We start from the raw sequence: 19,819 nt of genomic DNA, 5'->3' as shown, positions 1-19,819 counted from the left end.
CCCCCCCCCCCCCCCCCCCCCCCCCCCCCCCCCCCCCCCCCCCCCCCCCCCCCCCCCCCCCCCCCCCCCCCCCCACAAGGGCGATCTGCGCCCACACGAGCTTCATCCGGCTTCAAGATCACGGTTCTTCAGCCGTGCGCCGCAGGCCATGGATAGGCCAGCCACGTTTCCAGGCGCTTGGCGAAGCGGCCGCTTTCCATATCCTGATGCAGCCACTGGTCGACATACTGCTTGAGCACGATGTCACGGGGCAGCAACACGGCCTTCTCGGAGAAGTCGAACGGCTGCTCCGGGTGCACCGCGCACAGCTGCGGATGCAGCTTCTGCTGGACCCGGGTTTCCACCGCGTCGGTCATCATCAGGTCGGCCTTGCCGTCGACGATCTGCTGGAAAATCGTCACATTGTCCGGATGCACGAGGATCTGTGCCTGCTTGAGGTTGGCGCGGGCGAACTTCTCATTGGTGCCGCCAGGGTTGACGATCGCCCGGACATTCGGCTGGTCGATCTGAGCCAGGGTCTGGAACGCCTGCTGCCGGGAACAGAGGGTGATCGGCGTCTTGCCGTCACGCTGGTAAGGCTGCGAGAAAAACGCCAGTTTCTGGCGCTCCATGTTCACCGAGATCCCGCTGATCGCCAGGTCGAACTTGTCAGCCTGCAGATCGCCCGTCAGCGTCGGCCAGGTGGTCGGCACCAGTTCCAGCTTGACCCCCAGGGATGTCGCCAGCCCTTCGGCCAGTTCGATATCCAGGCCGATAAAGCCATCCGCACTCTTGTAGCTGAACGGCTTGTAGTCACCGGTAGTGCCGACACGCAGCACGCCTTGCTGGACGATGTGGTCGAGTCGGCTGTTGCTGGCTTCCTGTGGGGAAGCCGCGCTACTGCTCGGCGGCTGCGGCGCGGCAGTGACCGTGCCGGTCAGCAACAGCCCGGCGAACAGGCAGCGGGAAAAATACGCGGGAATGGCAAACGTCATAAGCGGTCCTTTCTTATCTGGATCCATGGGTGCCTGCGACAGGCACGCCTCTCCAGATTAACCGCTAGCCCCCGGTAGGAGCGAGCTTGCTCGCGATGGAGTACCCGGCACCGTGGGGTATCAGGCACGAAGAGTCATCGTTAACGACCATCGCGAGCAATCGAGCGTCGACCGGCTGCGCCTACAGGACAGACATCCGTAACGACACAATCGACATCAGCCCGTGGGTGATGGCGTCTCATCGGGAATGTACGGTTCGCTGGGCTCGTTCGGGTGGGGCGGTTCGCTGGGTTGCGGCGTATCGGGATCAGGCTGCCCCGGGATACCCGGGATGCCGCTGGACAGGCTCTGGGGATGCGCCAGCAACGACCAAGCCAACAAACCCACTTGATTGGGTTCCAGTTTCGCCAGTTGGGCGCTGATACTTGGATCGATCTTCATGGGGTACTCCTGAGCGTTGAAGCCCGGTTCGTCTTGCACAAACCGGGAGGGTGCACTCAATAGAGTAGCCGTACGCCGAGGAATTCCCTGTTTCGACGCGCCCTTTGTCAGGTACGCGGCAGGGTCACGCCACGCTGGCCCTGATACTTGCCGCCACGGTCCTTATAGGACACTTCGCACTCTTCATCGGACTCGAGGAACAACATCTGCGCCACGCCTTCATTGGCGTAGATCTTCGCCGGCAACGTGGTGGTGTTGGAGAACTCCAGGGTCACGTGGCCTTCCCATTCCGGCTCCAGCGGCGTGACGTTGACGATGATCCCGCAACGGGCGTAAGTACTCTTGCCCAGGCAGATGGTCAGCACGTTGCGTGGAATACGGAAATACTCGACGGTGCGGGCCAGGGCGAAGGAGTTCGGTGGAATGATGCAGACGTCGCTCTTCACATCGACGAAGCTGCCCGCGTCGAAGTTTTTCGGATCGACAGTCGCCGAATTGATGTTGGTGAACACCTTGAACTCATCGGCGCAGCGCACATCGTAGCCATAGCTCGAGACACCGAAGGAGATCACCCGGTTGTCGGCTTCGCCACGCACCTGGCGCTCGACGAAGGGTTCGATCATGCCGTGCTCTTGCGCCATGCGGCGAATCCACTTGTCCGATTTGATGCTCATGGCGGGTGTCCTGATATAACGAGGTGGAAAAATTCTGTCCGGCATCTTACCGGGGCGCGCCGTCGGGTTAAAGCGTCGACGCCGTTTCTCGCGATGACGCGCTCCCCGGACCTGACAAATCGGCCATTTGCGCTGGACTACCAGCCTTCCCGGCCACCGCCAGTCACGAAATAGACGAAACCTTTGTGAAGACCATTGGCACGTCTCGGAAAGTGGGGTATGGTGGCGCCACTGTGCTGCTTGTGTCACTGAGAATCTCTACACGATGTTGAATTTCGATCCAACCATCTCCAAGAATTTTTCCTGCTCTTTGCACTCAGTCTCGGCCAGGGCTTTTCCTGAGTCGCAGTTAACTTTGTCCAAGGAGACATCAAATGTCTAATCGCCAAACCGGTACCGTTAAGTGGTTCAACGATGAAAAAGGCTTCGGCTTCATCACTCCACAATCCGGTGACGACCTGTTCGTACACTTCAAAGCAATCCAATCCGACGGCTTCAAAAGCCTGAAAGAAGGCCAACAGGTTTCTTTCATCGCTACCCGCGGTCAGAAAGGCATGCAAGCTGAAGAAGTTCAAGTTATCTAACTTGTACTGATCCAGTAAAAAAGCCCCGCCCTCAAAAGCGGGGCTTTTTTGTGCCCGGGTGTTTTGCAGGTGCCTGCCAGGTATCGGCCCGTACGCCCATCAACCGTACGACACAAACCTTGCAGGAGCCGGCTTGCTGGCGATAGCGGCTTATCAGGCGACAACGATGTCGACTGTCAGATCGCATCGCCAGCAAGCCGGCTCCTACAGGTACAGCGTTCCAGCTCGCTTGAGGCGTAGCGACATCAATCGTCGCTGATGGTGATATTCGGCATTGCCTGGCTGACCGCTTCCTGCAACACGATCCGCGCGCCCACGTGCCGTGCCAGTTCCTGGTAGACCATGGCGATCTGGCTGTCCGGCTCGGCGATCACCGTCGGCTTGCCACCGTCGGCCTGCTCACGGATCAGCATCGACAGCGGCAACGAGGCCAGCAGCTCAACGCCATACTGGCTCGCCAGCTTCTCACCGCCGCCTTCACCGAACAGATGCTCGGCATGGCCGCAGTTCGAACAGATATGCACCGCCATGTTTTCCACGACACCCAGCACCGGGATATTCACCTTGCGGAACATCTCCACGCCCTTGCGGGCATCCAGCAGGGCCAGGTCCTGCGGGGTGGTGACAATCACCGCGCCGGCCACCGGGACCTTCTGCGCCAGGGTCAGCTGGATATCGCCGGTGCCCGGCGGCATGTCGATCACCAGGTAGTCGAGGTTGCCCCAGTCGGTCTGGGTCACCAGTTGCAACAAAGCCCCGGAAACCATCGGACCGCGCCAGACCATCGGCGTGTTGTCATCGGTAAGGAAGGCCATGGACATCACTTCCACGCCATGGGACTCGATGGGCACGAACCATTTCTGCTCCTTGATCTTCGGCCGCGTGCCTTCAGCGACACCGAACATGATGCCCTGGCTCGGCCCGTAGATATCCGCATCGAGAATCCCCACCCGGGCCCCTTCGCGGGCCAGCGCCAGCGCCAGGTTGGCCGCCGTGGTCGACTTGCCCACCCCGCCCTTGCCGGAGGCCACCGCCACCACGTTCTTCACATTGGCCAGGCCCGGAATCTGCGCCTGGGCCTTGTGCGCGGCAATCACGCAGTCGATCTCGACCTTGGCCGCGGCCACGCCGTCCAGGCCTTCGACGGCCATCTGCAACATCTGCGCCCAGCCACTTTTGAACAGGCCGGCGGCATAACCCAACTCAAGTCGGACCGTGACGTGATCACCCTGGATATCGATGGCCCGCACACAGCCGGCGCTGACCGGGTCCTGGTTCAGATAAGGGTCGGTGTACTGGCGAAGGACGGCCTCCACCGCTGCGCGATTGACTGCGCTCATGGGCAACTCCCGAAAAAGACTGAGTAAAACAGACAGCTATCCTAACCGTTCTGAGAAGCAGAGACATGCCACAAGGGGTGAATTATGTGCGCCGGGGCTTTATAGTGGCCGATCTCCGTTTCACTTCAAGTAGCCGAGCCCCATGTCCGAGCCACGCCAGATCCTCGTCACCAGCGCCCTGCCCTATGCCAATGGTTCCATTCACCTTGGCCACATGGTCGAGTATGTCCAGACGGACATGTGGGTGCGCTTCCAGAAGCACCGCGGCAACCAATGCATCTATGTCTGCGCTGACGACGCCCACGGCTCGGCCATCATGTTGCGCGCCGAGAAGGAAGGCATCACCCCGGAACAGTTGATCGCCAACGTCCAGCTCGAGCACAGCAGCGACTTCGCCGACTTCCTGGTGGAGTTCGACAACTTCCACTCGACCCACGCCGAAGAAAACCGCGCGCTGTCGACCCAGATCTACCTGCGCCTGCGCGACGCCGGGCATATCGCCACACGTTCGATCACCCAGTATTTCGACCCGGAAAAGCAGATGTTCCTGGCCGACCGCTTCATCAAGGGCACCTGCCCGAAATGCGGCACCGAAGACCAGTACGGCGACAACTGCGAGAAATGCGGCGCGACCTACGCACCCACCGACCTGAAAGACCCGAAATCGGCGATTTCCGGGGCCACGCCGGTGCTCAAGGATTCCCAGCACTTCTTCTTCAAGCTGCCGGACTTCCAGGCCATGCTGCAAACCTGGACCCGCAGCGGCACCCTGCAGGACGCCGTGGCGAACAAGATCGCCGAATGGCTGGATGCCGGCCTGCAACAGTGGGACATCTCCCGCGACGCGCCGTATTTCGGTTTCGAGATCCCGGATGAGCCGGGCAAGTACTTCTACGTCTGGCTGGATGCGCCCATCGGCTACATGGCCAGCTTCAAGAACCTCTGCGCGCGACGTCCGGAACTGGACTTCGATGCGTTCTGGGGCAAGGACTCGACAGCCGAGCTGTACCACTTCATCGGCAAGGACATCGTCAACTTCCACGCCCTGTTCTGGCCGGCGATGCTCGAAGGTGCCGGCTACCGCAAGCCAACCGGGATCAACGTGCACGGTTACCTGACCGTCAACGGTCAGAAAATGTCCAAGTCCCGCGGCACCTTTATCAAGGCCCGTACCTACCTGGACCACCTGTCCCCGGAATACCTGCGTTACTACTACGCGGCCAAGCTGGGCAAAGGCGTCGACGACCTCGACCTGAACCTGGAAGACTTCGTGCAGAAGGTCAACTCGGACCTGGTCGGCAAGGTGGTCAACATCGCCAGCCGTTGTGCCGGCTTTATCCACAAGGGCAATGCCGGTGTACTGGTGGCCGGCAACGCCGCGCCGGAACTCACCGAAGCCTTCCTGGCCGCCACCCCGAGCATCGCCGAAGCCTACGAGGCACGGGATTTCGCCCGGGCCATGCGTGAAATCATGGGGCTGGCCGACCGCGCCAATGCCTGGATCGCCGACAAGGCCCCCTGGTCCCTGGCCAAACAGGAAGGCAAGCAGGATGAAGTCCAGGCCGTCTGCGCCGTGGGCATCAACCTGTTCCGCCAATTGATCATCTTCCTCAAGCCGGTGCTGCCACTGCTGGCCGCCGATGCCGAGGCATTCCTCAATGTCGCGCCGCTGACCTGGAACGATCACGCCAGCCTGCTCGCCAACCATCAGTTGAATGCGTTCAAACCATTGATGACCCGTATCGACCCGGTAAAAGTGCAAGCCATGAGCGACGCCTCGAAAGAAGACCTCACCGCCAGCCAGACCGACACCGGTAGCGCCGCCCCACAAGGCAACGGCGAACTGGCCAAGGACCCGTTGTCGGCGGAAATCGACTTCGATGCCTTTGCCGCCGTCGACCTGCGCGTCGCGCTGATTCTCAAGGCCGAAGCCGTCGAAGGCGCGGACAAGCTGCTGCGCCTGACCCTGGATATCGGCGATGAGCAACGCAACGTGTTCTCCGGAATCAAGAGCGCCTACCCGAACCCCGCGGAGCTGGAAGGTCGCCTGACCATGATGATCGCCAACCTCAAACCACGGAAAATGCGTTTCGGCATCTCCGAGGGCATGGTGATGGCGGCCGGTCCTGGCGGCGAGGACATCTACCTGCTGAGCCCGGACACCGGTGCCAAGCCAGGCCAGCGGATCAAGTAACCGCTCACGCCAACTCGCGGGGCATGTGCAATCATGGCCCGCGACGTTGCAAAACTGGTACGCAGTCCCTCCTTGCCGGATAATCAGCGTTGTTCGCTAATCCGGCATGACCATGATCGATTTTGTATTTCCTCTCGTCAGTGCAGCCCTGCTCAACAACCTCGTGTTGCACTGGCCGCTGGGCGTCGATCCGCTGCTGCAAGCCCAACCGGCCGTCTCCGGAAAACGCCTGACCCTCCACGCCCTGGGCATTGCCACCAGCGCACTGCTGCTGCTCAGCACGCTGATCAGCCACAGCCTCTACCACTACCTGCTGCTGCCACTGGGCCTGGAGGCCTTCAAGCTGTTCGTCTTCCTGCCCACCAGCGTGTTGCTGATTGGCCCACTCCTGACACTGCTTGCGCGCTGCCTGCCACGCCTGCCCTTTGCCGGGCTTGCGCCCTGGCTGCTGGGCAATGCCGGCATCCTCGGCCTGAGCCTGCTCAACGCCGCCGATGACCTGGGACTGATCCGGGCGCTCGTCACCAGCCTGGGGGCCGGACTGGGTTTCTGGCTGGTCCTGAGCCTGTTCAGCGACCTGCGCCAGCGTACTTTCCACGAGGAGGTTCCGCTACCCTTTCGCGGTCTGCCGATCGATCTGATTGGCGCCGGTTTGATAGGCGTGGCCTTCCTCGGTTTCACTGCATTGGTCAAACCATGAGCCTGATTCAACGTATCGATGCCCTGCTGCCGCAGACCCAATGCGGTAAATGCGGGCACCCGGGCTGCAAGCCTTACGCCGAAGGCATCGCCCAGGGCGAGGCGATCAACAAGTGCCCGCCGGGCGGTGGCGAAACCATTGCCGCCCTGGCCGAACTGCTGCACGTGCCCGTCCTGCTGCTGGACCCCGAACGCGGCAGCGCCCCGGCCCAGGTCGCGTTTATCCGCGAGGCTGAGTGCATCGGCTGCACCAAATGCATCCAGGCCTGCCCGGTGGATGCCATTGTCGGCGCGGCCAAGTGGATGCACAGCGTGATCGTCGACGAGTGCACCGGCTGCGACCTGTGTGTCGCGCCCTGCCCGGTGGATTGCATCGAGATGCATCCACTGCCCTTGACCCAGATCGTGCCGGTGGTCGGCGGCTTGGCCAACAGCGTCGCGGAACTCCGCGCGCGCGCGGAGAAACGCAATCGCGCGCGCCGGCGCTTCGAAAACCGCAACGCCCGGCTGCACGCCGAAGAACAGCGCAAGCAGGCGGAACGCCTGGCCCGTACGCAGCGCGCGGCACAACCCGAAGCCGTCGCGACCAACCCGGTGCAGGACGCCATTGCGCGGATCAAGGCGCAGAAAGCCGAGGCCGCCGACGCGGCGCTGAAAAAAGCCAAGATCAATCTGGCCATGAGCCGGGCGCAATTGAACAAATCGCTGAAAGCCTTCGGCCATCCGCCGATTGCCGAACAGGCCGCACAACTGGTGCTGCTGCAACAGCAATTCGAAGCAGCGGAACAGGCCCTGCGCCACTTGGATGCGTCCCATGCGGCGCCTTGAAACGCCGGACGAGCGCACCCGCCGAGCCATGCAATGGGTGTTGCTCGCCACGCTGCCAGGGATCGCGGTGCTACTCTGGCTCAATGGTTGGGCCATCCTGATCAACCTGCTGCTGGCCGCCTGCAGCGCGCTGGCGGCCGAAGCGCTGGCCCTCGGTTTACGCCGCCGCCCGATAGGCTCCGCGTTGATGGACGGCAGCGCCCTGGTCAGCGCCACCCTGCTGGCCGTCGCCCTGCCGCCCTATTGCCCCTGGTGGCTGACCGTCAGCGCCTCGACCAGCGCCTTGCTGCTGGGCAAGCATCTGTATGGCGGCCTGGGTAAAAATCCGTTCAACCCGGCCATGCTCGGTTATGCCCTGGTCCTGGTCAGCTTCCCTGGCGCCATGACCCATTGGTCGATCAACCATGGCCTGAACCTGCTCGGCGGCCTGCAAACCGTGTTCGGCCTGCATCTCGACGGGCAACCGGACGCCTGGGTCCAGGCCACCGCGCTGGACACACTACGGATCAACAAAAGCCTGACCATGGACGAGCTTTTCGCCAGCAACCCCGCATTCGGGCATTTCGGCGGCAAGGGCAGCGAATGGGTCAATCTGGCCTTTCTCGCCGGCGGCGCCTTTCTGCTCAGGCAAAAAGTCTTCAGCTGGCACGCGCCGGCGGGCATGCTCGGCAGCCTGTTTATCCTCAGCTTGCTGTTCTGGAATGGCTCCGGCTCGGACTCCCACGGCTCGCCACTGTTTCACCTGCTGACTGGCGCGACGATGCTCGGTGCCTTTTTCATCGTCACCGAGCCGGTCTCCGGCGCCAGAAGCCCCAGGGCGCGCCTGCTGTTCGGCATCGGCGTCGGCACCCTGACCTACGTGATCCGCACCTGGGGCAGCTACCCCGATGGCGTGGCCTTTGCCGTGCTGCTGATGAACCTCGCGGTACCGTCCCTGGAACGCCTGGGCGCCGCCACGCAGGAGGAACCGCCAGCATGAACAGAACCGCCTCGGCACTTATCCTGCTGACCCTGGCCGGACTGGGAATCGGCCTGACCTGGCTGGCGCAGCAACAGGCGCGACCGCTGATCCAGGAACAACAGGAGGTGATCGAGAACCGCAAGCTGCTCGATGTCCTGCCGCCAGGGCAATACCAGAGCCGCCCGCTACAACTGGAGGCGGTGCAGCAAGCTCACAGCCTGCTGATCAGCGGCAGCTTGATGTTCAAGGACGGCCAACCGAGCGCGGTTGTCCTGCAAAGTCGGACCCAGGGCTATGGCGGGCCGCTGGATCTGATGATCGGGATTGGCGTGAACGGCAGGCTGCTCGGGGTCAAGACCCTGTCGCACGCGGAAACACCCGGGCTGGGGGCAAAAATCGCCGACCAGGGTAATCTCTGGCTGCAACACTGGCTGGGTAAGTCCCGGGCGGATACCGCCGATAGCGACTGGCGCCTGAAAAAGGATGGCGGGCAGTTCGACCAGATAGCCGGCGCGACGATCACCTCCCGCGCCGCCGTCAACGCCATTCATGATGCCCTGCGCTACTTCGATGAACATCTGGCGCCACTCATGGGAACAGCCGCACATGAATAGGTCCGCGACACTCCAGAAAACCATGCTCCTGACGCCACTCCTCGGTGCCAGCGATTCGTTGCTCAAGGCACTCTCGATCGGGGTGCTGAGCCTGATCGCGATCAGCGCCTATGGCCTGCTGAGTCGGACTCTCAAACCCTGGATTCACCCGAGGCTGGCCGGGCTGAGCGGCATCCTGCTCGCCGCCACCCTGGTCAGTTGCCTTTCCCTCGGTCTTCAGGCCTGGGCCTGGGAGTTGCACCAGGCCCTGGGTATCTACCCGGCCCTGATCAGCCTGCAATGCCTGCTATTGGAGCACCTGGGAGCGTTCGAGCGCCGTCACCTGGGGACCAGCACCGCCCTGCTCGCCAGCCTCGGGGTGGGCCTGTTGCTCATGGGGACGCTGCGAGAACTGCTGGGTAACGGCACGTTGCTCGATCACCTGCGCTGGCTAAACCCGAGCGCTAGCGAGCTGCCGCGCTTGTGGGCCGCGCAAGACGGACTGCACCTGGCCAGCCTGACGCCGGGCGCCTTTATCCTTCTGGGCCTGCTGTTGGCCGCCAGACAGGCCTGGAGCCAGCAGCGCTTAGCCAGACTGGGCTCGACCTCATTTTCAAAGGAATCCACCCTGCCATGAATGCCGCCAAACGCCTGGAGATCTTTCGCAGATTCCACGAAGACAATCCGGACCCCAAGACCGAACTGGCCTACTCGACGCCCTTTGAGCTGTTGATCGCGGTGATTCTCTCCGCCCAGGCCACCGACGTCAGCGTGAACAAGGCGACTGCCAAGCTCTACCCCGTGGCCAACACCCCACAAGCCATTCACGCCCTCGGGGTCGAAGGGCTGTCGGCGTATATCAAGACCATCGGCCTGTTCAACAGCAAGGCCAAGAACGTGATCGAGACTTGTCGCTTGCTGGTGGAAAACCACGGCGGCGAGGTACCGCAAACCCGCGAAGCCCTGGAGGCCCTGCCCGGCGTCGGTCGCAAGACCGCCAACGTGGTGCTCAACACCGCGTTCCGACAACTGACCATGGCCGTCGACACGCATATTTTCCGGGTCAGCAACCGCACCGGCCTGGCGCCGGGCAAGGATGTGGTCGCGGTCGAGAAGCAGTTGATGAAATTCGTGCCCAAGCCTTACCTGCTCGACGCCCACCACTGGTTGATCCTGCACGGACGTTACGTCTGTCAGGCGCGCAAACCGCGTTGTGGCAGTTGTCGGATCGAAGACTTGTGCGAATACAAGGACAAGACCTCGGACGATTGAGCCACTATTGGTTTTATTGATAAAGCGATTGAAAAAATCTTTTTTACCGGGCCGGAAATTATCGATATAAGGGGCGCCAACGGCAGTCTTAGCCCGGAGTTATGTTTATGAGCACCGACAAAGAGCAATTGGACGTAGAAGACGACTTCATCGCTGCCGAAACAGAGGACAGCGAGCCCGTGGTTGAGGTCGCAAAAACCAACCTCAGCAAGCGCCGCACCATCGATAACCTGCTGGAAGAGCGTCGCCTGCAAAAGCAACTGGCAGACTATGATTTTGATTTGTAATTAATACACGCCCACTCAAAAGCCTCCTTTGCGGAGGCTTTTTGGTTTGTAGAGGTGTCGTTGTTATGCAGAGCATCGTCGATGCCATACCGCCGGCCCTCTCCTGCCGGCTGAATACCAGGGGTTTTCCTCGTCGTCCCCGCTTCCTTCCCCCTTCCGTCCGTTGCCAGGTAGCTGTCGCTAAAGGTTGTTTCAGACCAGGCCGTTGCGCTGCGCCAACTCGATCAGGTCAACCAGCGAGCGGGCGTTGAGCTTGAGCAATAACCGCGTTTTGTAGGTACTGACGGTCTTGTTGCTCAAAAACATGCCATCGGCAATTTCCTTGTTGCTCTTGCCCCTCGCCAATTGCTGCAACACCATCATTTCGCGGCCGGAGAGCCGATTGACCATATCGGCCTCACTGGCATTCCCCAGGCTGGAGCGCACCGTGTGCAACGCCTGGTTGGGGAAATAGCTGTAGCCGGAAAGCACCGCCTTGATGGCACTGAGCATTTCAGTCAGGTCCTGCTGCTTGCACACGTAACCCGCGGCACCAGCCTGCATGCAACGCATGGAAAAATGCCCGGGGGCCTGCGAGGTCAGCACCAGAACTTTGAAAGAAAGTCCCATAGACGTTAAACGGGCAATGACTTCCAGCCCGTCCAGCTTGGGAATCCCGATATCGAGTATAACAATGTCCGGCGCATGTTCCCGCGCCAACTGTAAAGCATCTACACCGTTATCCGTCTCCGCAATGACTTCGTAGCCATGACGTTCCATCAGCATACGTACAGCAAGACGAATGACGGGATGATCATCCACGATCAGCACTTTATTCATGGGCAAGTCCAATTTTCGCTGTTCGAATTTTCAGAGTCAGCACAATAGCCTAGTCATACCCTCCTGGGCATAGCGCCTCCACCGGGCAGTACCAGCCAAAGACATTCCCTACAAACAACAGAGATTCGCCCTACAAAAAAAGCACCATCATAAAAAGTGCAACTCCCTGGCGGATCGCCAACCGTCCGGGAGCCATACCGTCCATGATAAACATCCCACTCCCAGGGGATTTCATCTTGGCATCCGGCACAACGACATCACCTTGCTTCGCTTTGCCAGGTTCAAACATTAGAACGCCAGGTAATGGCCTGTCTAATGGATTTCTGCAACAAGAAATAATGGGCCCGCCCGCGGGCCGCCACCCGCGCCCGGACGCCATGACACAGGGCCTGGCGGCGCTCGCGGACGGGCGCCAAGGCGCCCACTGGTTGCCGCGAAAAACGCCGAAGAAATTGGCCATAAAACCGACGGCATACACATAAGTAAGGACGGTATTATCAAAAAGCTGTTTATGCTAATGCCAGGTCAGCGGAAACGTTTGACAACTTGCACGCACCCTCCGCCAGTGAATACACAGTCGGTGCTGAGTTGTGCCCTTTCGATAAACCCTGAACGGCAACATTAACAGCTGCGGCACCGCTCACTTTAAAATGCCAAGCCGCGACCGATAAAAAGAACAGGAAACGGACTACGCCCCGCCAAGAACGCTTACCTTCAACTCTACAATCACCGCCCTACAGTTAAACCCTCCGACTTGATCCTTTCTTTCCAGGCTGCAAACTCGATACTTGCTGACTCACTTCAAGACCTTCGAACACCACTCAATCGTTTATTCATCTCCCAACACCGAATGACATTAGCAAAGGTCTATCCTACGACTCGGACGAGCAGGTCATATATAATGAACGACCACACTTTCAAAAAGCATCTGATCCCGCACAAACCTCTGGATCTTGACCTCGATCTGGCCATTGACGACTTTCTCAAACGCGGCGGCACCATTGATCGCGTGCAAGGCGGCGTCTGCGACCAGGTTCCGCCGGACACTGGCGACCAAGCCATGGCGGCGGAAGAAGAGGAGCAGGAACGAACACGCAAAACCGAACTGCTGCGCGAGCTGATCACCAAGGGGGCGGGCATCTGCGCCCTGCAGTACTCGCTCAAGATGAACAAGAACGAGATAAAACGCATGGCGCGGGAAAACGGCCTGAAGATCGTTCAAAGCCGTTCGCTGCACATCACTCGGAAATACCGGACGGCGCACTCGACCAGCGCGGAGTTCGCGCAAGATGCCATTGCCGGACATGCCATGCACTATTGCGCGCTCGGTTACACCGCCATCGAGATTGCGCAAAAACTCGACTTGACCGTGCGCCAGGTCTGCGAACTGGGAAAAAACTACCGCTTCGAACTCAATCACCGCACCGACCACCAGGATGAATAATGCCGTCCCGGCGCCAAAAAAAAGCCCCGGCCAACAGGCCAGGGCTTTTCAGACAAACAACCGATCAGAACAACTTGCGACCCTTGTTCGCCGCAATGCGCATGCGCAGTGCATTGAGCTTGATGAAGCCGGCCGCGTCGGCCTGGTTGTAGGCGCCGCCGTCTTCTTCGAAGGTGGCGATGTTGGCATCGAACAACGACTCGTCGGACTTGCGCCCGGTGACGATCACGTTGCCCTTGTACAGTTTCAGGCGAACCACGCCATTCACGTGGGCCTGGGACGCATCGATCATCTGTTGCAGCATCAGACGCTCAGGGCTCCACCAGTAGCCGGTGTAGATCAGGCTGGCGTACTTGGGCATCAGCTCGTCTTTCAGGTGAGCGACTTCGCGGTCCAGGGTGATCGACTCGATGGCCCGGTGCGCACGCAGCATGATGGTGCCGCCTGGGGTTTCGTAGCAACCGCGGGACTTCATGCCCACATAGCGGTTCTCGACGATGTCCAGACGGCCGATGCCGTGTTCGCCGCCGATACGGTTCAGGGTCGCCAGCACGGTGGCTGGGGTCATTTCGACGCCGTCCAGTGCGACGATATCGCCGTTGCGGTAGGTCAGCTCCAGATACTGAGCCTTGTCAGGCGCGTTCTCCGGGGAGACGGTCCAACGCCACATGTCTTCTTCGTGCTCGGTCCAGGTGTCTTCCAGCACGCCGCCTTCATAGGAGATGTGCAGCAGGTTGGCATCCATCGAATACGGGGATTTTTTCTTGCCGTGACGTTCGATCGGGATGTTGTGCTTTTCAGCGTAATCCATCAGTTTTTCACGGGACAGCAGGTCCCATTCACGCCATGGCGCAATCACTTTCACGCCTGGCTTGAGGGCATAGGCACCCAGCTCGAAACGCACCTGGTCGTTACCTTTGCCGGTAGCGCCGTGGGAAATGGCGTCGGCACCGGTTTCGTTGGCGATTTCGATCAGGCGCTTGGCGATCAGCGGACGGGCGATGGAAGTGCCCAGCAGGTACTCGCCTTCGTAGACGGTATTGGCGCGGAACATCGGGAACACGAAATCGCGCACGAATTCTTCGCGCAGGTCGTCGATATAGATCTCCTTCACGCCCATGGCTTGCGCCTTGGCACGTGCTGGCTCGACCTCTTCGCCCTGACCCAGGTCCGCGGTGAAGGTCACCACTTCACAGTTATAAGTATCCTGCAGCCACTTGAGGATCACCGAAGTGTCCAGGCCGCCGGAATACGCCAGAACGACCTTGTTTACGTCCGCCATGCCATCACTCCACCGGGTTGTACGGAAAGCCGTCGATTCTACCGCTCAAACCGGTGAATTTACAGAGGCGCGACAGCTTAGGACGGCAAAGCGACAGATAATGTCGACGCGGCGACGAAAACAGCCGCTTCAGGAGGTCTTCGCGGCATTCCCCGCGCTGGCCGTGGGCGCGGGAGCAGGAGCCGCGGGAGCCGGCGCGGACGCCTCGGCGACCGGGACACGCTCCAGATGGATATTGACCCGGCGATTCTTCGCCCGGTTGGCCGCACTGTTGTTCGGCACCAGCGGATAACGCTCACCGTGGAAACGCATGACGATGGCCGATTCGGGGATGCCGTTGGCCTTGAAGAAATCCATCACCGCCAGCGCCCGGCGCCGCGACAGGTCGCGGTTGGCCAGGCGATTGCCGGCATTGTCGGAATGCCCATCGAGTTCGATATGGTTGACGGTCGGATCGGCCTTCATGAACTCGAGCATCACCTGCAACTCGGCCTTGGCCTGGGCATCGAGGTCGACACCGGTGCCGGGAAAGCCGATCTGCGCCTGTTTCACTTGCTCGAAATTCTTCGGCAGCAGTTTCGCGGTGCACGCCTGGTAGTCGCTGTAGGCCTTGCTGAACTTCACCGGCAGCAGGCGTATTTCGGAAATACCGCCGTCGCGTGAATAATGCCGGACCAGCGGGCTGCGGCCTTCCATCAGGCCACTGACCAGGCGTCCGGCCTGGCCCTGGGAGCTGTTGAACAGCACATCGCCACTGCCGATCTGCACCGAGCCCAGGTTGATATCACCACGCCCCGGCTGCCACGGCGCCGCCGCCGCCAGCAAGGTCGCTGAACCGCCACCGAGCACGTGGTTGTAGGCTTTCAGGCGAAAGGTCACCTGCTCGCCGGCCCGGCGCACGAACTCACCGGCCCCGAAGTCGGTGATCGGCTGGCTCAGCCGACACTCGAACTTGTCCCCTTCCACCTTCCACTCGATGCTCTCCAGACGGGTCTGGAAAGTCATGGCCATGGCGGGCAGGCTGGCGAACATACTGAGCAAGGCTAAATAACGCTGGCGCACGGGAGGCTCCACTGAATGTCTACATCGTCAAGACAGGCATGCCGATTCCACGCCCTACCCCTGTGGTATCGGTTGGCCGTGGCAAAACTTGATAGCGAGTGCCTGAGGCTGTCTTTTCCGGTAGCATTCCCTTCAGTTCGACCCGCCTGGAATCCCCAATGTCCGACCGCCTGACCCTGCTGCGTCCCGACGACTGGCATATTCATCTTCGCGATGGTGCTGCGTTACCTCACACTGTCGCGGATGTTGCGCGCACCTTCGGCCGCGCCATCATCATGCCCAACCTGGTGCCACCGGTGCGCAACGCCGAGGAAGCCGACGCCTATCGCCAGCGCATTCTCGCTGCGCGTCCGGCCGGCAGCCGCTTCGAACCGTTGATGGTGCTCTACCTCACCGACCGGACCCAGCCCGAGGAAATCCGCGCCGCCAAGGCCAGCGGTTTTGTCCACGCCGCCAAGCTCTACCCGGCCGGCGCGACCACCAACTCGGACTCCGGCGTCACCAGCATCGACAAGATTTTCCCGGCCCTGGAAACCATGGCCGAAGTCGGCATGCCATTGCTGATCCATGGTGAAGTCACCCGTGGCGAGGTCGATGTGTTCGACCGCGAGAAACTTTTCATCGACGAGCATATGCGCCGTGTCGTCGAGCGTTTCCCGAGCCTGAAGGTGGTGTTCGAACACATCACCACGACGGATGCGGTGCAGTTTGTCAGCGAGGCCTCGGCCAACGTCGGCGCGACCATCACCGCCCATCACCTGCTGTATAACCGCAACCACATGCTGGTGGGCGGGATCCGCCCGCACTTCTACTGCCTGCCGATCCTCAAGCGCGGCACGCACCAGGAAGCCCTGCTGACGGCGGCGACCAGCGGCAATCCGAAGTTTTTCCTCGGCACCGACTCGGCGCCCCACGCCCAGCATGCCAAGGAAGCCGCTTGCGGCTGCGCCGGCTGCTACACCGCCTATGCCGCGATCGAGTTGTATGCCGAAGCCTTCGAACAGCGCAACGCGCTGGACAAGCTCGAAGGTTTCGCCAGCCTGCATGGCCCGCGGTTCTACGGCCTGCCGGCGAACACCGAACAGATCACCCTGGTCCGTGAAGAATGGACCGCCCCGACCAGCCTGCCATTCGGCGAGCTGTCAGTCATTCCGCTGCGCGCCGGTGAAAAACTGCGCTGGCGCCTGCTGGAGAAAACGCTGTGAGTGAAGAGCATTTCGACGACGAACAAGAAGGCAATGGCGGCGGTACCGGTTCCCGGCACCCGATGGCCGCACGCTTTCGTGGCTACCTGCCGGTTGTCGTCGATGTCGAGACCGGAGGTTTCAACGCCGCCACCGACGCCCTGCTGGAAATCGCCGCGACCACCATCGGCATGGACGAAAAAGGCTTTGTGTTCCCGGAGCACACCTACTTCTTCCGCGTCGAGCCGTTCGAAGGCGCCAATATCGAAGCCGCAGCCCTGGAGTTCACCGGGATCAAGCTCGATCACCCACTGCGCATGGCCGTCAGCGAAGAAGCCGCGCTGACCGACATTTTCCGTGGTGTGCGCAAGGCCCTGAAGGCCAACGGTTGCAAACGCGCGATCCTGGTCGGTCACAACAGCAGCTTCGACCTGGGCTTCCTCAACGCCGCCGTGGCGCGGCTGGACATGAAACGCAACCCGTTTCACCCGTTCTCCAGCTTCGACACCGCCACTCTCGCCGGCCTCGCCTACGGTCAGACCGTATTGGCCAAGGCCTGCCAGGCGGCCGATATCGACTTTGACGGACGCGAGGCCCACTCGGCCCGCTACGACACCGAGAAGACCGCCGAGCTGTTCTGCGGCATCGTCAACCGCTGGAAGCAAATGGGCGGCTGGGAAGACTACAACGACTGATTTCAGTCGACGGAAAAATCCCCGTGCATAAAAAAACCGGTCATGACGACCGGTTTTTTTATGGATGACGCTTAATTACAGCTGGGCAGCATTTTCGGTCAGGTACTTGGCAACGCCTGCTGGCGAAGCGTCCATGCCCTTGTCGCCTTTTTTCCAGTTGGCCGGGCAGACTTCGCCGTGCTCTTCGTGGAATTGCAGGGCGTCGACCAGACGAATCAGCTCTTCCATGTTACGACCCAACGGCAGGTCGTTGATGATCTGCGAGCGGACAACGCCCTTGTCGTCGATCAGGAACGCGCCACGGAACGCCACGCCGCCTTCGGACTCAACGTCGTAGGCCTTGGCGATGTCGTGCTTCATGTCGGCAGCCATGGTGTATTTGACTTTGCCGATGCCGCCATCATTGATGGCGGTGTTGCGCCAGGCGTTGTGGGTGAAGTGCGAGTCGATGGAGACGGCCACGACTTCAACGTTGCGCGCCTTGAAATCGTCCATGCGGTGGTCCAGGGCGATCAGCTCGGACGGGCAGACGAAGGTGAAGTCCAGCGGGTAGAAGAACACCAGGCCGTATTTGCCTTTGATGGCCGAGGACAGGGTGAAGCTGTCAACGATTTCGCCATTGCCCAGTACGGCAGGGACGGTGAAGTCGGGGGCTTGTTTGCCTACGAGTACGCTCATTGAATATCTCCTGGTGTGATGCGGTGAAGAACAAGGTCCAGCCCAGCCTGCCATGAACAGACGACAGGACTGTGACGCGACCTACCTTCCTAAGGACCGACCATCATACACCGCGTTTTTCGACTGCCTCCAACGCTTTTTACAAACTCGCCCGTCGCGGGGTGACACCATTCGTCAGGTAAGCAACCCGCTGGCAAAAGCTTTACCGAAAGCACTTTGACAATCATTCTCGTTAACATTAAGATCCAACGCAATCGAGCCTTAATCAGCGATGGTTCTCACTTTATGTATGTCTGCCTCTGCACTGGCGTCACCGATGGACAAATCCGCGAAGCGATCTACGAGGGTTGCTGCAGCTATCGCGACGTGCGGCAAGTCACCGGTGTGGCCAGCCAATGCGGCAAATGTGCATGCCTGGCCAAGCAAGTGGTCCGCGAGACCCTGACCGAGCTGCAAAGCCAACAGGCGGCGATCCCTTACCCGGTAGAATTTTCTGTCGCGTAAATCGCAAATTTTCAAAGAACCGGACCTCGTGTCCGGTTTTTTTATGCCTGTAATTCAATTGCTTAGGACTAAGACGCGGAACACAAACATTCTTATTCCGATTAATTTTTATATAGGATTCAATAACTTAGGTTTGACACTCGAAGTTGTCGAGATCAAACTCTGCCTTATAGTCAGTTATTACAGGACAGGACCCCACCATGAAAGGCGATATCACGGTCATCCAGCATCTCAACAAGATCCTTGCCAATGAGCTGGTTGCGATCAACCAATACTTCCTGCATGCCCGCATGTATGAAGACTGGGGCCTGAACAAGCTGGGCAAGCACGAGTACCACGAGTCCATCGACGAGATGAAGCACGCGGACAAGCTGATCAAGCGCATCCTGTTCCTCGAGGGCCTGCCGAACGTGCAGGACCTCGGCAAGCTGCACATCGGCGAACACACCAAGGAAATGCTCGAGTGTGACCTGCGTATCGAACGCATCGGCCATGCCGATCTGAAAGTGGCCATTGCCCACTGTGAAGCCACGGGTGACTTCGGCAGCCGCGAACTACTGGAAGAGATCCTCGAGTCCGAGGAAGAACATATCGACTGGCTGGAAACCCAACTGGGTCTGATCGACAAAGTGGGTCTCGAGAATTACCTGCAGTCGCAAATGGGCGAATAAACAGCGCCCATTAAAAAGCCCCGCATTCTTGTTCAGAGTGTGGGGCTTTTTTACGACCCCCTGTAGGAGCCAGCTTGCTGGCGATGACGTCCGCAAGATCGATACAAGGCTTACGGGCCTCATCGCCAGCAAGCTGGCTCCTACAGGATCGCGTGCAATCGACTCAGGCTTCGGTCTTGGCCGCTGCCGCTTTGGTCGCTGCATCCTTGACCAGGGTCTGCAACTCACCGTTGGCGAACATTTCCGCCATGATGTCGCTGCCGCCGACCAGTTCACCACCGACCCACAGTTGTGGGAACGTCGGCCAGTTGGCGTATTTCGGCAGGTTGGCACGGATTTCCGGGTTCTGCAGGATGTCCACGTAAGCGAACTTCTCGCCGCAGCCCATCACGGCCTGCGCGGCCTTGGCGGAAAAGCCGCACTGTGGCGCATTCGGCGAGCCTTTCATGTAAAGCAGAACGGTGTTGTTGGCAATCTGCTCTTTAATCGTTTCGATGATATCCACAAGGCACCTCTTCTGAACTTTCCGACTCTGTTGTCGGCACGGTGAGGCATTGTAACGGAAAGCCGAGCGTGGTGCTCGGTCTCCCCGACATCATGGCCACCACTGACACAACAGATCTTGTGGGAGCC

At 60.2% G+C, this 19,819-nt stretch carries 22 protein-coding genes and 1 pseudogene; 14 read left to right on the top strand and 9 right to left on the bottom strand.

The features are described from left to right. Positions 1-128: 128 nt before the first annotated feature. The 3 genes from AC07T0_RS29160 to dcd all read right to left on the bottom strand — a co-directional run bounded on the left by AC07T0_RS29160 (position 129) and on the right by dcd (position 2,089). A complete protein-coding gene (locus AC07T0_RS29160; RefSeq protein ID WP_495004424.1) occupies positions 129-974 on the bottom strand; it encodes a transporter substrate-binding domain-containing protein in 846 nt (281 codons plus the stop codon). Positions 975-1,190: 216 nt separating this feature from the next. After that, positions 1,191-1,415 (bottom strand): hypothetical protein, encoded by a 225-nt coding sequence (locus AC07T0_RS29155; protein ID WP_495004423.1) that lies wholly within the window; start codon positions 1,413-1,415, stop codon positions 1,191-1,193. Between the two features lie 107 nt (positions 1,416-1,522). Continuing rightward, positions 1,523-2,089 carry a dCTP deaminase gene (dcd, locus tag AC07T0_RS29150; protein WP_100944471.1) on the bottom strand — a complete coding sequence of 189 codons (567 nt, stop codon included), beginning with the start codon at positions 2,087-2,089 and terminating at the stop codon, positions 1,523-1,525. Positions 2,090-2,463: 374 nt separating this feature from the next. Between dcd and AC07T0_RS29145 the strand changes: the two genes are divergently transcribed. After that, on the top strand, positions 2,464-2,673 hold the full coding sequence (locus AC07T0_RS29145) for a cold-shock protein (RefSeq protein WP_002554837.1): 210 nt from the start codon (positions 2,464-2,466) through the stop codon (positions 2,671-2,673). Between the two features lie 245 nt (positions 2,674-2,918). Here the strand turns inward: AC07T0_RS29145 and apbC are convergent, their stop codons facing one another. Continuing rightward, on the bottom strand, positions 2,919-4,013 hold the full coding sequence (gene apbC / locus AC07T0_RS29140) for an iron-sulfur cluster carrier protein ApbC (protein ID WP_495004422.1): 1,095 nt from the start codon (positions 4,011-4,013) through the stop codon (positions 2,919-2,921). A gap of 142 nt (positions 4,014-4,155) precedes the next feature. On the opposite strand from apbC, the gene metG reads away from it, so the two are divergent. The 8 genes and pseudogenes from metG to AC07T0_RS29100 all read left to right on the top strand — a co-directional run bounded on the left by metG (position 4,156) and on the right by AC07T0_RS29100 (position 10,847). Then, positions 4,156-6,207: a methionine--tRNA ligase gene (metG, locus tag AC07T0_RS29135; protein ID WP_495004421.1), complete on the top strand. Its 2,052-nt coding sequence runs from the start codon at positions 4,156-4,158 to the stop codon at positions 6,205-6,207. 112 nt (positions 6,208-6,319) lie between these two features. Next, a complete protein-coding gene (locus tag AC07T0_RS29130; protein ID WP_495004420.1) occupies positions 6,320-6,907 on the top strand; it encodes an Rnf-Nqr domain containing protein in 588 nt (195 codons plus the stop codon). After that, positions 6,904-7,719 (top strand): annotated as a pseudogene (gene rsxB / locus AC07T0_RS29125) (electron transport complex subunit RsxB); the annotation flags it as partial. The gene AC07T0_RS29130 and the pseudogene rsxB, both read left to right, overlap by 4 nt. Position 7,720: 1 nt before the next feature. Continuing rightward, on the top strand, positions 7,721-8,713 hold the full coding sequence (locus AC07T0_RS29120; protein ID WP_495004419.1) for an RnfABCDGE type electron transport complex subunit D: 993 nt from the start codon (positions 7,721-7,723) through the stop codon (positions 8,711-8,713). After that, positions 8,710-9,309: an RnfABCDGE type electron transport complex subunit G gene (locus tag AC07T0_RS29115; RefSeq protein ID WP_495004418.1), complete on the top strand. Its 600-nt coding sequence runs from the start codon at positions 8,710-8,712 to the stop codon at positions 9,307-9,309. Before AC07T0_RS29120 ends, AC07T0_RS29115 begins: the two co-directional genes overlap by 4 nt. Beyond that, on the top strand, positions 9,302-9,925 hold the full coding sequence (locus AC07T0_RS29110) for an Rnf-Nqr domain containing protein (RefSeq protein WP_495004417.1): 624 nt from the start codon (positions 9,302-9,304) through the stop codon (positions 9,923-9,925). The genes AC07T0_RS29115 and AC07T0_RS29110 overlap by 8 nt, the downstream gene beginning before the upstream one ends. Continuing rightward, on the top strand, positions 9,922-10,560 hold the full coding sequence (nth, locus tag AC07T0_RS29105; protein ID WP_495004416.1) for an endonuclease III: 639 nt from the start codon (positions 9,922-9,924) through the stop codon (positions 10,558-10,560). The genes AC07T0_RS29110 and nth overlap by 4 nt, the downstream gene beginning before the upstream one ends. Before the next feature lie 107 nt (positions 10,561-10,667). Further along, positions 10,668-10,847 (top strand): PA3496 family putative envelope integrity protein, encoded by a 180-nt coding sequence (locus AC07T0_RS29100; RefSeq protein WP_040070339.1) that lies wholly within the window; start codon positions 10,668-10,670, stop codon positions 10,845-10,847. Positions 10,848-11,039: 192 nt separating this feature from the next. Here AC07T0_RS29100 and AC07T0_RS29095 read toward each other — a convergent pair whose 3' ends face one another. Continuing rightward, positions 11,040-11,666, bottom strand: a complete 627-nt coding sequence (locus AC07T0_RS29095) for a response regulator transcription factor (protein ID WP_040070340.1) — start codon at positions 11,664-11,666, stop codon at positions 11,040-11,042. A gap of 901 nt (positions 11,667-12,567) precedes the next feature. Here AC07T0_RS29095 and AC07T0_RS29090 point away from each other — a divergent pair. Next, complete coding sequence (locus AC07T0_RS29090; RefSeq protein ID WP_495004415.1) at positions 12,568-13,110, top strand: hypothetical protein; 543 nt, start codon at positions 12,568-12,570, stop codon at positions 13,108-13,110. A 64-nt stretch (positions 13,111-13,174) separates the two neighbouring features. Here AC07T0_RS29090 and AC07T0_RS29085 read toward each other — a convergent pair whose 3' ends face one another. After that, entirely contained in the window at positions 13,175-14,392 is a 1,218-nt protein-coding gene (locus AC07T0_RS29085) for an argininosuccinate synthase (RefSeq protein ID WP_427631954.1), read from the bottom strand. Between the two features lie 129 nt (positions 14,393-14,521). After that, on the bottom strand, positions 14,522-15,454 hold the full coding sequence (locus AC07T0_RS29080) for a flagellar protein MotY (protein WP_495004414.1): 933 nt from the start codon (positions 15,452-15,454) through the stop codon (positions 14,522-14,524). Positions 15,455-15,612: 158 nt separating this feature from the next. Here AC07T0_RS29080 and pyrC point away from each other — a divergent pair, with 158 nt between their 5' ends. Both pyrC and rnt read left to right on the top strand, forming a co-directional pair. Further along, positions 15,613-16,659, top strand: a complete 1,047-nt coding sequence (pyrC, locus tag AC07T0_RS29075; RefSeq protein ID WP_495004413.1) for a dihydroorotase — start codon at positions 15,613-15,615, stop codon at positions 16,657-16,659. Next, the gene (gene rnt / locus AC07T0_RS29070; protein ID WP_495004412.1) at positions 16,656-17,333 is read left to right on the top strand and encodes a ribonuclease T; all 678 of its coding nucleotides are present in this window, start codon (positions 16,656-16,658) and stop codon (positions 17,331-17,333) included. The genes pyrC and rnt overlap by 4 nt, the downstream gene beginning before the upstream one ends. A gap of 75 nt (positions 17,334-17,408) precedes the next feature. Here the strand turns inward: rnt and AC07T0_RS29065 are convergent, their stop codons facing one another. Then, positions 17,409-18,011: a peroxiredoxin gene (locus tag AC07T0_RS29065; RefSeq protein ID WP_495004411.1), complete on the bottom strand. Its 603-nt coding sequence runs from the start codon at positions 18,009-18,011 to the stop codon at positions 17,409-17,411. Between the two features lie 285 nt (positions 18,012-18,296). On the opposite strand from AC07T0_RS29065, the gene AC07T0_RS29060 reads away from it, so the two are divergent. Both AC07T0_RS29060 and bfr read left to right on the top strand, forming a co-directional pair. Continuing rightward, a complete protein-coding gene (locus tag AC07T0_RS29060) occupies positions 18,297-18,515 on the top strand; it encodes a bacterioferritin-associated ferredoxin (protein ID WP_495004410.1) in 219 nt (72 codons plus the stop codon). A 200-nt stretch (positions 18,516-18,715) separates the two neighbouring features. Continuing rightward, entirely contained in the window at positions 18,716-19,186 is a 471-nt protein-coding gene (bfr, locus tag AC07T0_RS29055) for a bacterioferritin (protein ID WP_495004409.1), read from the top strand. Positions 19,187-19,349: 163 nt separating this feature from the next. Here bfr and grxD read toward each other — a convergent pair whose 3' ends face one another. Continuing rightward, on the bottom strand, positions 19,350-19,691 hold the full coding sequence (gene grxD, locus AC07T0_RS29050) for a Grx4 family monothiol glutaredoxin (protein ID WP_495004408.1): 342 nt from the start codon (positions 19,689-19,691) through the stop codon (positions 19,350-19,352). Positions 19,692-19,819: the final 128 nt, after the last annotated feature.

Source organism: Pseudomonas sp. GW821-FHT04D07 (genome assembly GCF_059420225.1).
This window is presented reverse-complemented; position numbering and strand designations above follow the sequence as displayed.

Bases quoted from the DNA above. Each gene is read 5' to 3' on its own strand.
- AC07T0_RS29160 (WP_495004424.1), bottom strand. From the start codon at position 974: ATGACGTTTGCCATTCCCGCGTATTTTTCCCGCTGCCTGTTCGCCGGG.
- AC07T0_RS29155 (WP_495004423.1), bottom strand. From the start codon at position 1,415: ATGAAGATCGATCCAAGTATCAGCGCCCAACTGGCGAAACTGGAACCC.
- dcd (WP_100944471.1), bottom strand. From the start codon at position 2,089: ATGAGCATCAAATCGGACAAGTGGATTCGCCGCATGGCGCAAGAGCAC.
- AC07T0_RS29145 (WP_002554837.1), top strand. From the start codon at position 2,464: ATGTCTAATCGCCAAACCGGTACCGTTAAGTGGTTCAACGATGAAAAA.
- apbC (WP_495004422.1), bottom strand. From the start codon at position 4,013: ATGAGCGCAGTCAATCGCGCAGCGGTGGAGGCCGTCCTTCGCCAGTAC.
- metG (WP_495004421.1), top strand. From the start codon at position 4,156: ATGTCCGAGCCACGCCAGATCCTCGTCACCAGCGCCCTGCCCTATGCC.
- AC07T0_RS29130 (WP_495004420.1), top strand. From the start codon at position 6,320: ATGATCGATTTTGTATTTCCTCTCGTCAGTGCAGCCCTGCTCAACAAC.
- AC07T0_RS29120 (WP_495004419.1), top strand. From the start codon at position 7,721: ATGCGGCGCCTTGAAACGCCGGACGAGCGCACCCGCCGAGCCATGCAA.
- AC07T0_RS29115 (WP_495004418.1), top strand. From the start codon at position 8,710: ATGAACAGAACCGCCTCGGCACTTATCCTGCTGACCCTGGCCGGACTG.
- AC07T0_RS29110 (WP_495004417.1), top strand. From the start codon at position 9,302: ATGAATAGGTCCGCGACACTCCAGAAAACCATGCTCCTGACGCCACTC.
- nth (WP_495004416.1), top strand. From the start codon at position 9,922: ATGAATGCCGCCAAACGCCTGGAGATCTTTCGCAGATTCCACGAAGAC.
- AC07T0_RS29100 (WP_040070339.1), top strand. From the start codon at position 10,668: ATGAGCACCGACAAAGAGCAATTGGACGTAGAAGACGACTTCATCGCT.
- AC07T0_RS29095 (WP_040070340.1), bottom strand. From the start codon at position 11,666: ATGAATAAAGTGCTGATCGTGGATGATCATCCCGTCATTCGTCTTGCT.
- AC07T0_RS29090 (WP_495004415.1), top strand. From the start codon at position 12,568: ATGAACGACCACACTTTCAAAAAGCATCTGATCCCGCACAAACCTCTG.
- AC07T0_RS29085 (WP_427631954.1), bottom strand. From the start codon at position 14,392: ATGGCGGACGTAAACAAGGTCGTTCTGGCGTATTCCGGCGGCCTGGAC.
- pyrC (WP_495004413.1), top strand. From the start codon at position 15,613: ATGTCCGACCGCCTGACCCTGCTGCGTCCCGACGACTGGCATATTCAT.
- AC07T0_RS29065 (WP_495004411.1), bottom strand. From the start codon at position 18,011: ATGAGCGTACTCGTAGGCAAACAAGCCCCCGACTTCACCGTCCCTGCC.
- AC07T0_RS29060 (WP_495004410.1), top strand. From the start codon at position 18,297: ATGTATGTCTGCCTCTGCACTGGCGTCACCGATGGACAAATCCGCGAA.
- bfr (WP_495004409.1), top strand. From the start codon at position 18,716: ATGAAAGGCGATATCACGGTCATCCAGCATCTCAACAAGATCCTTGCC.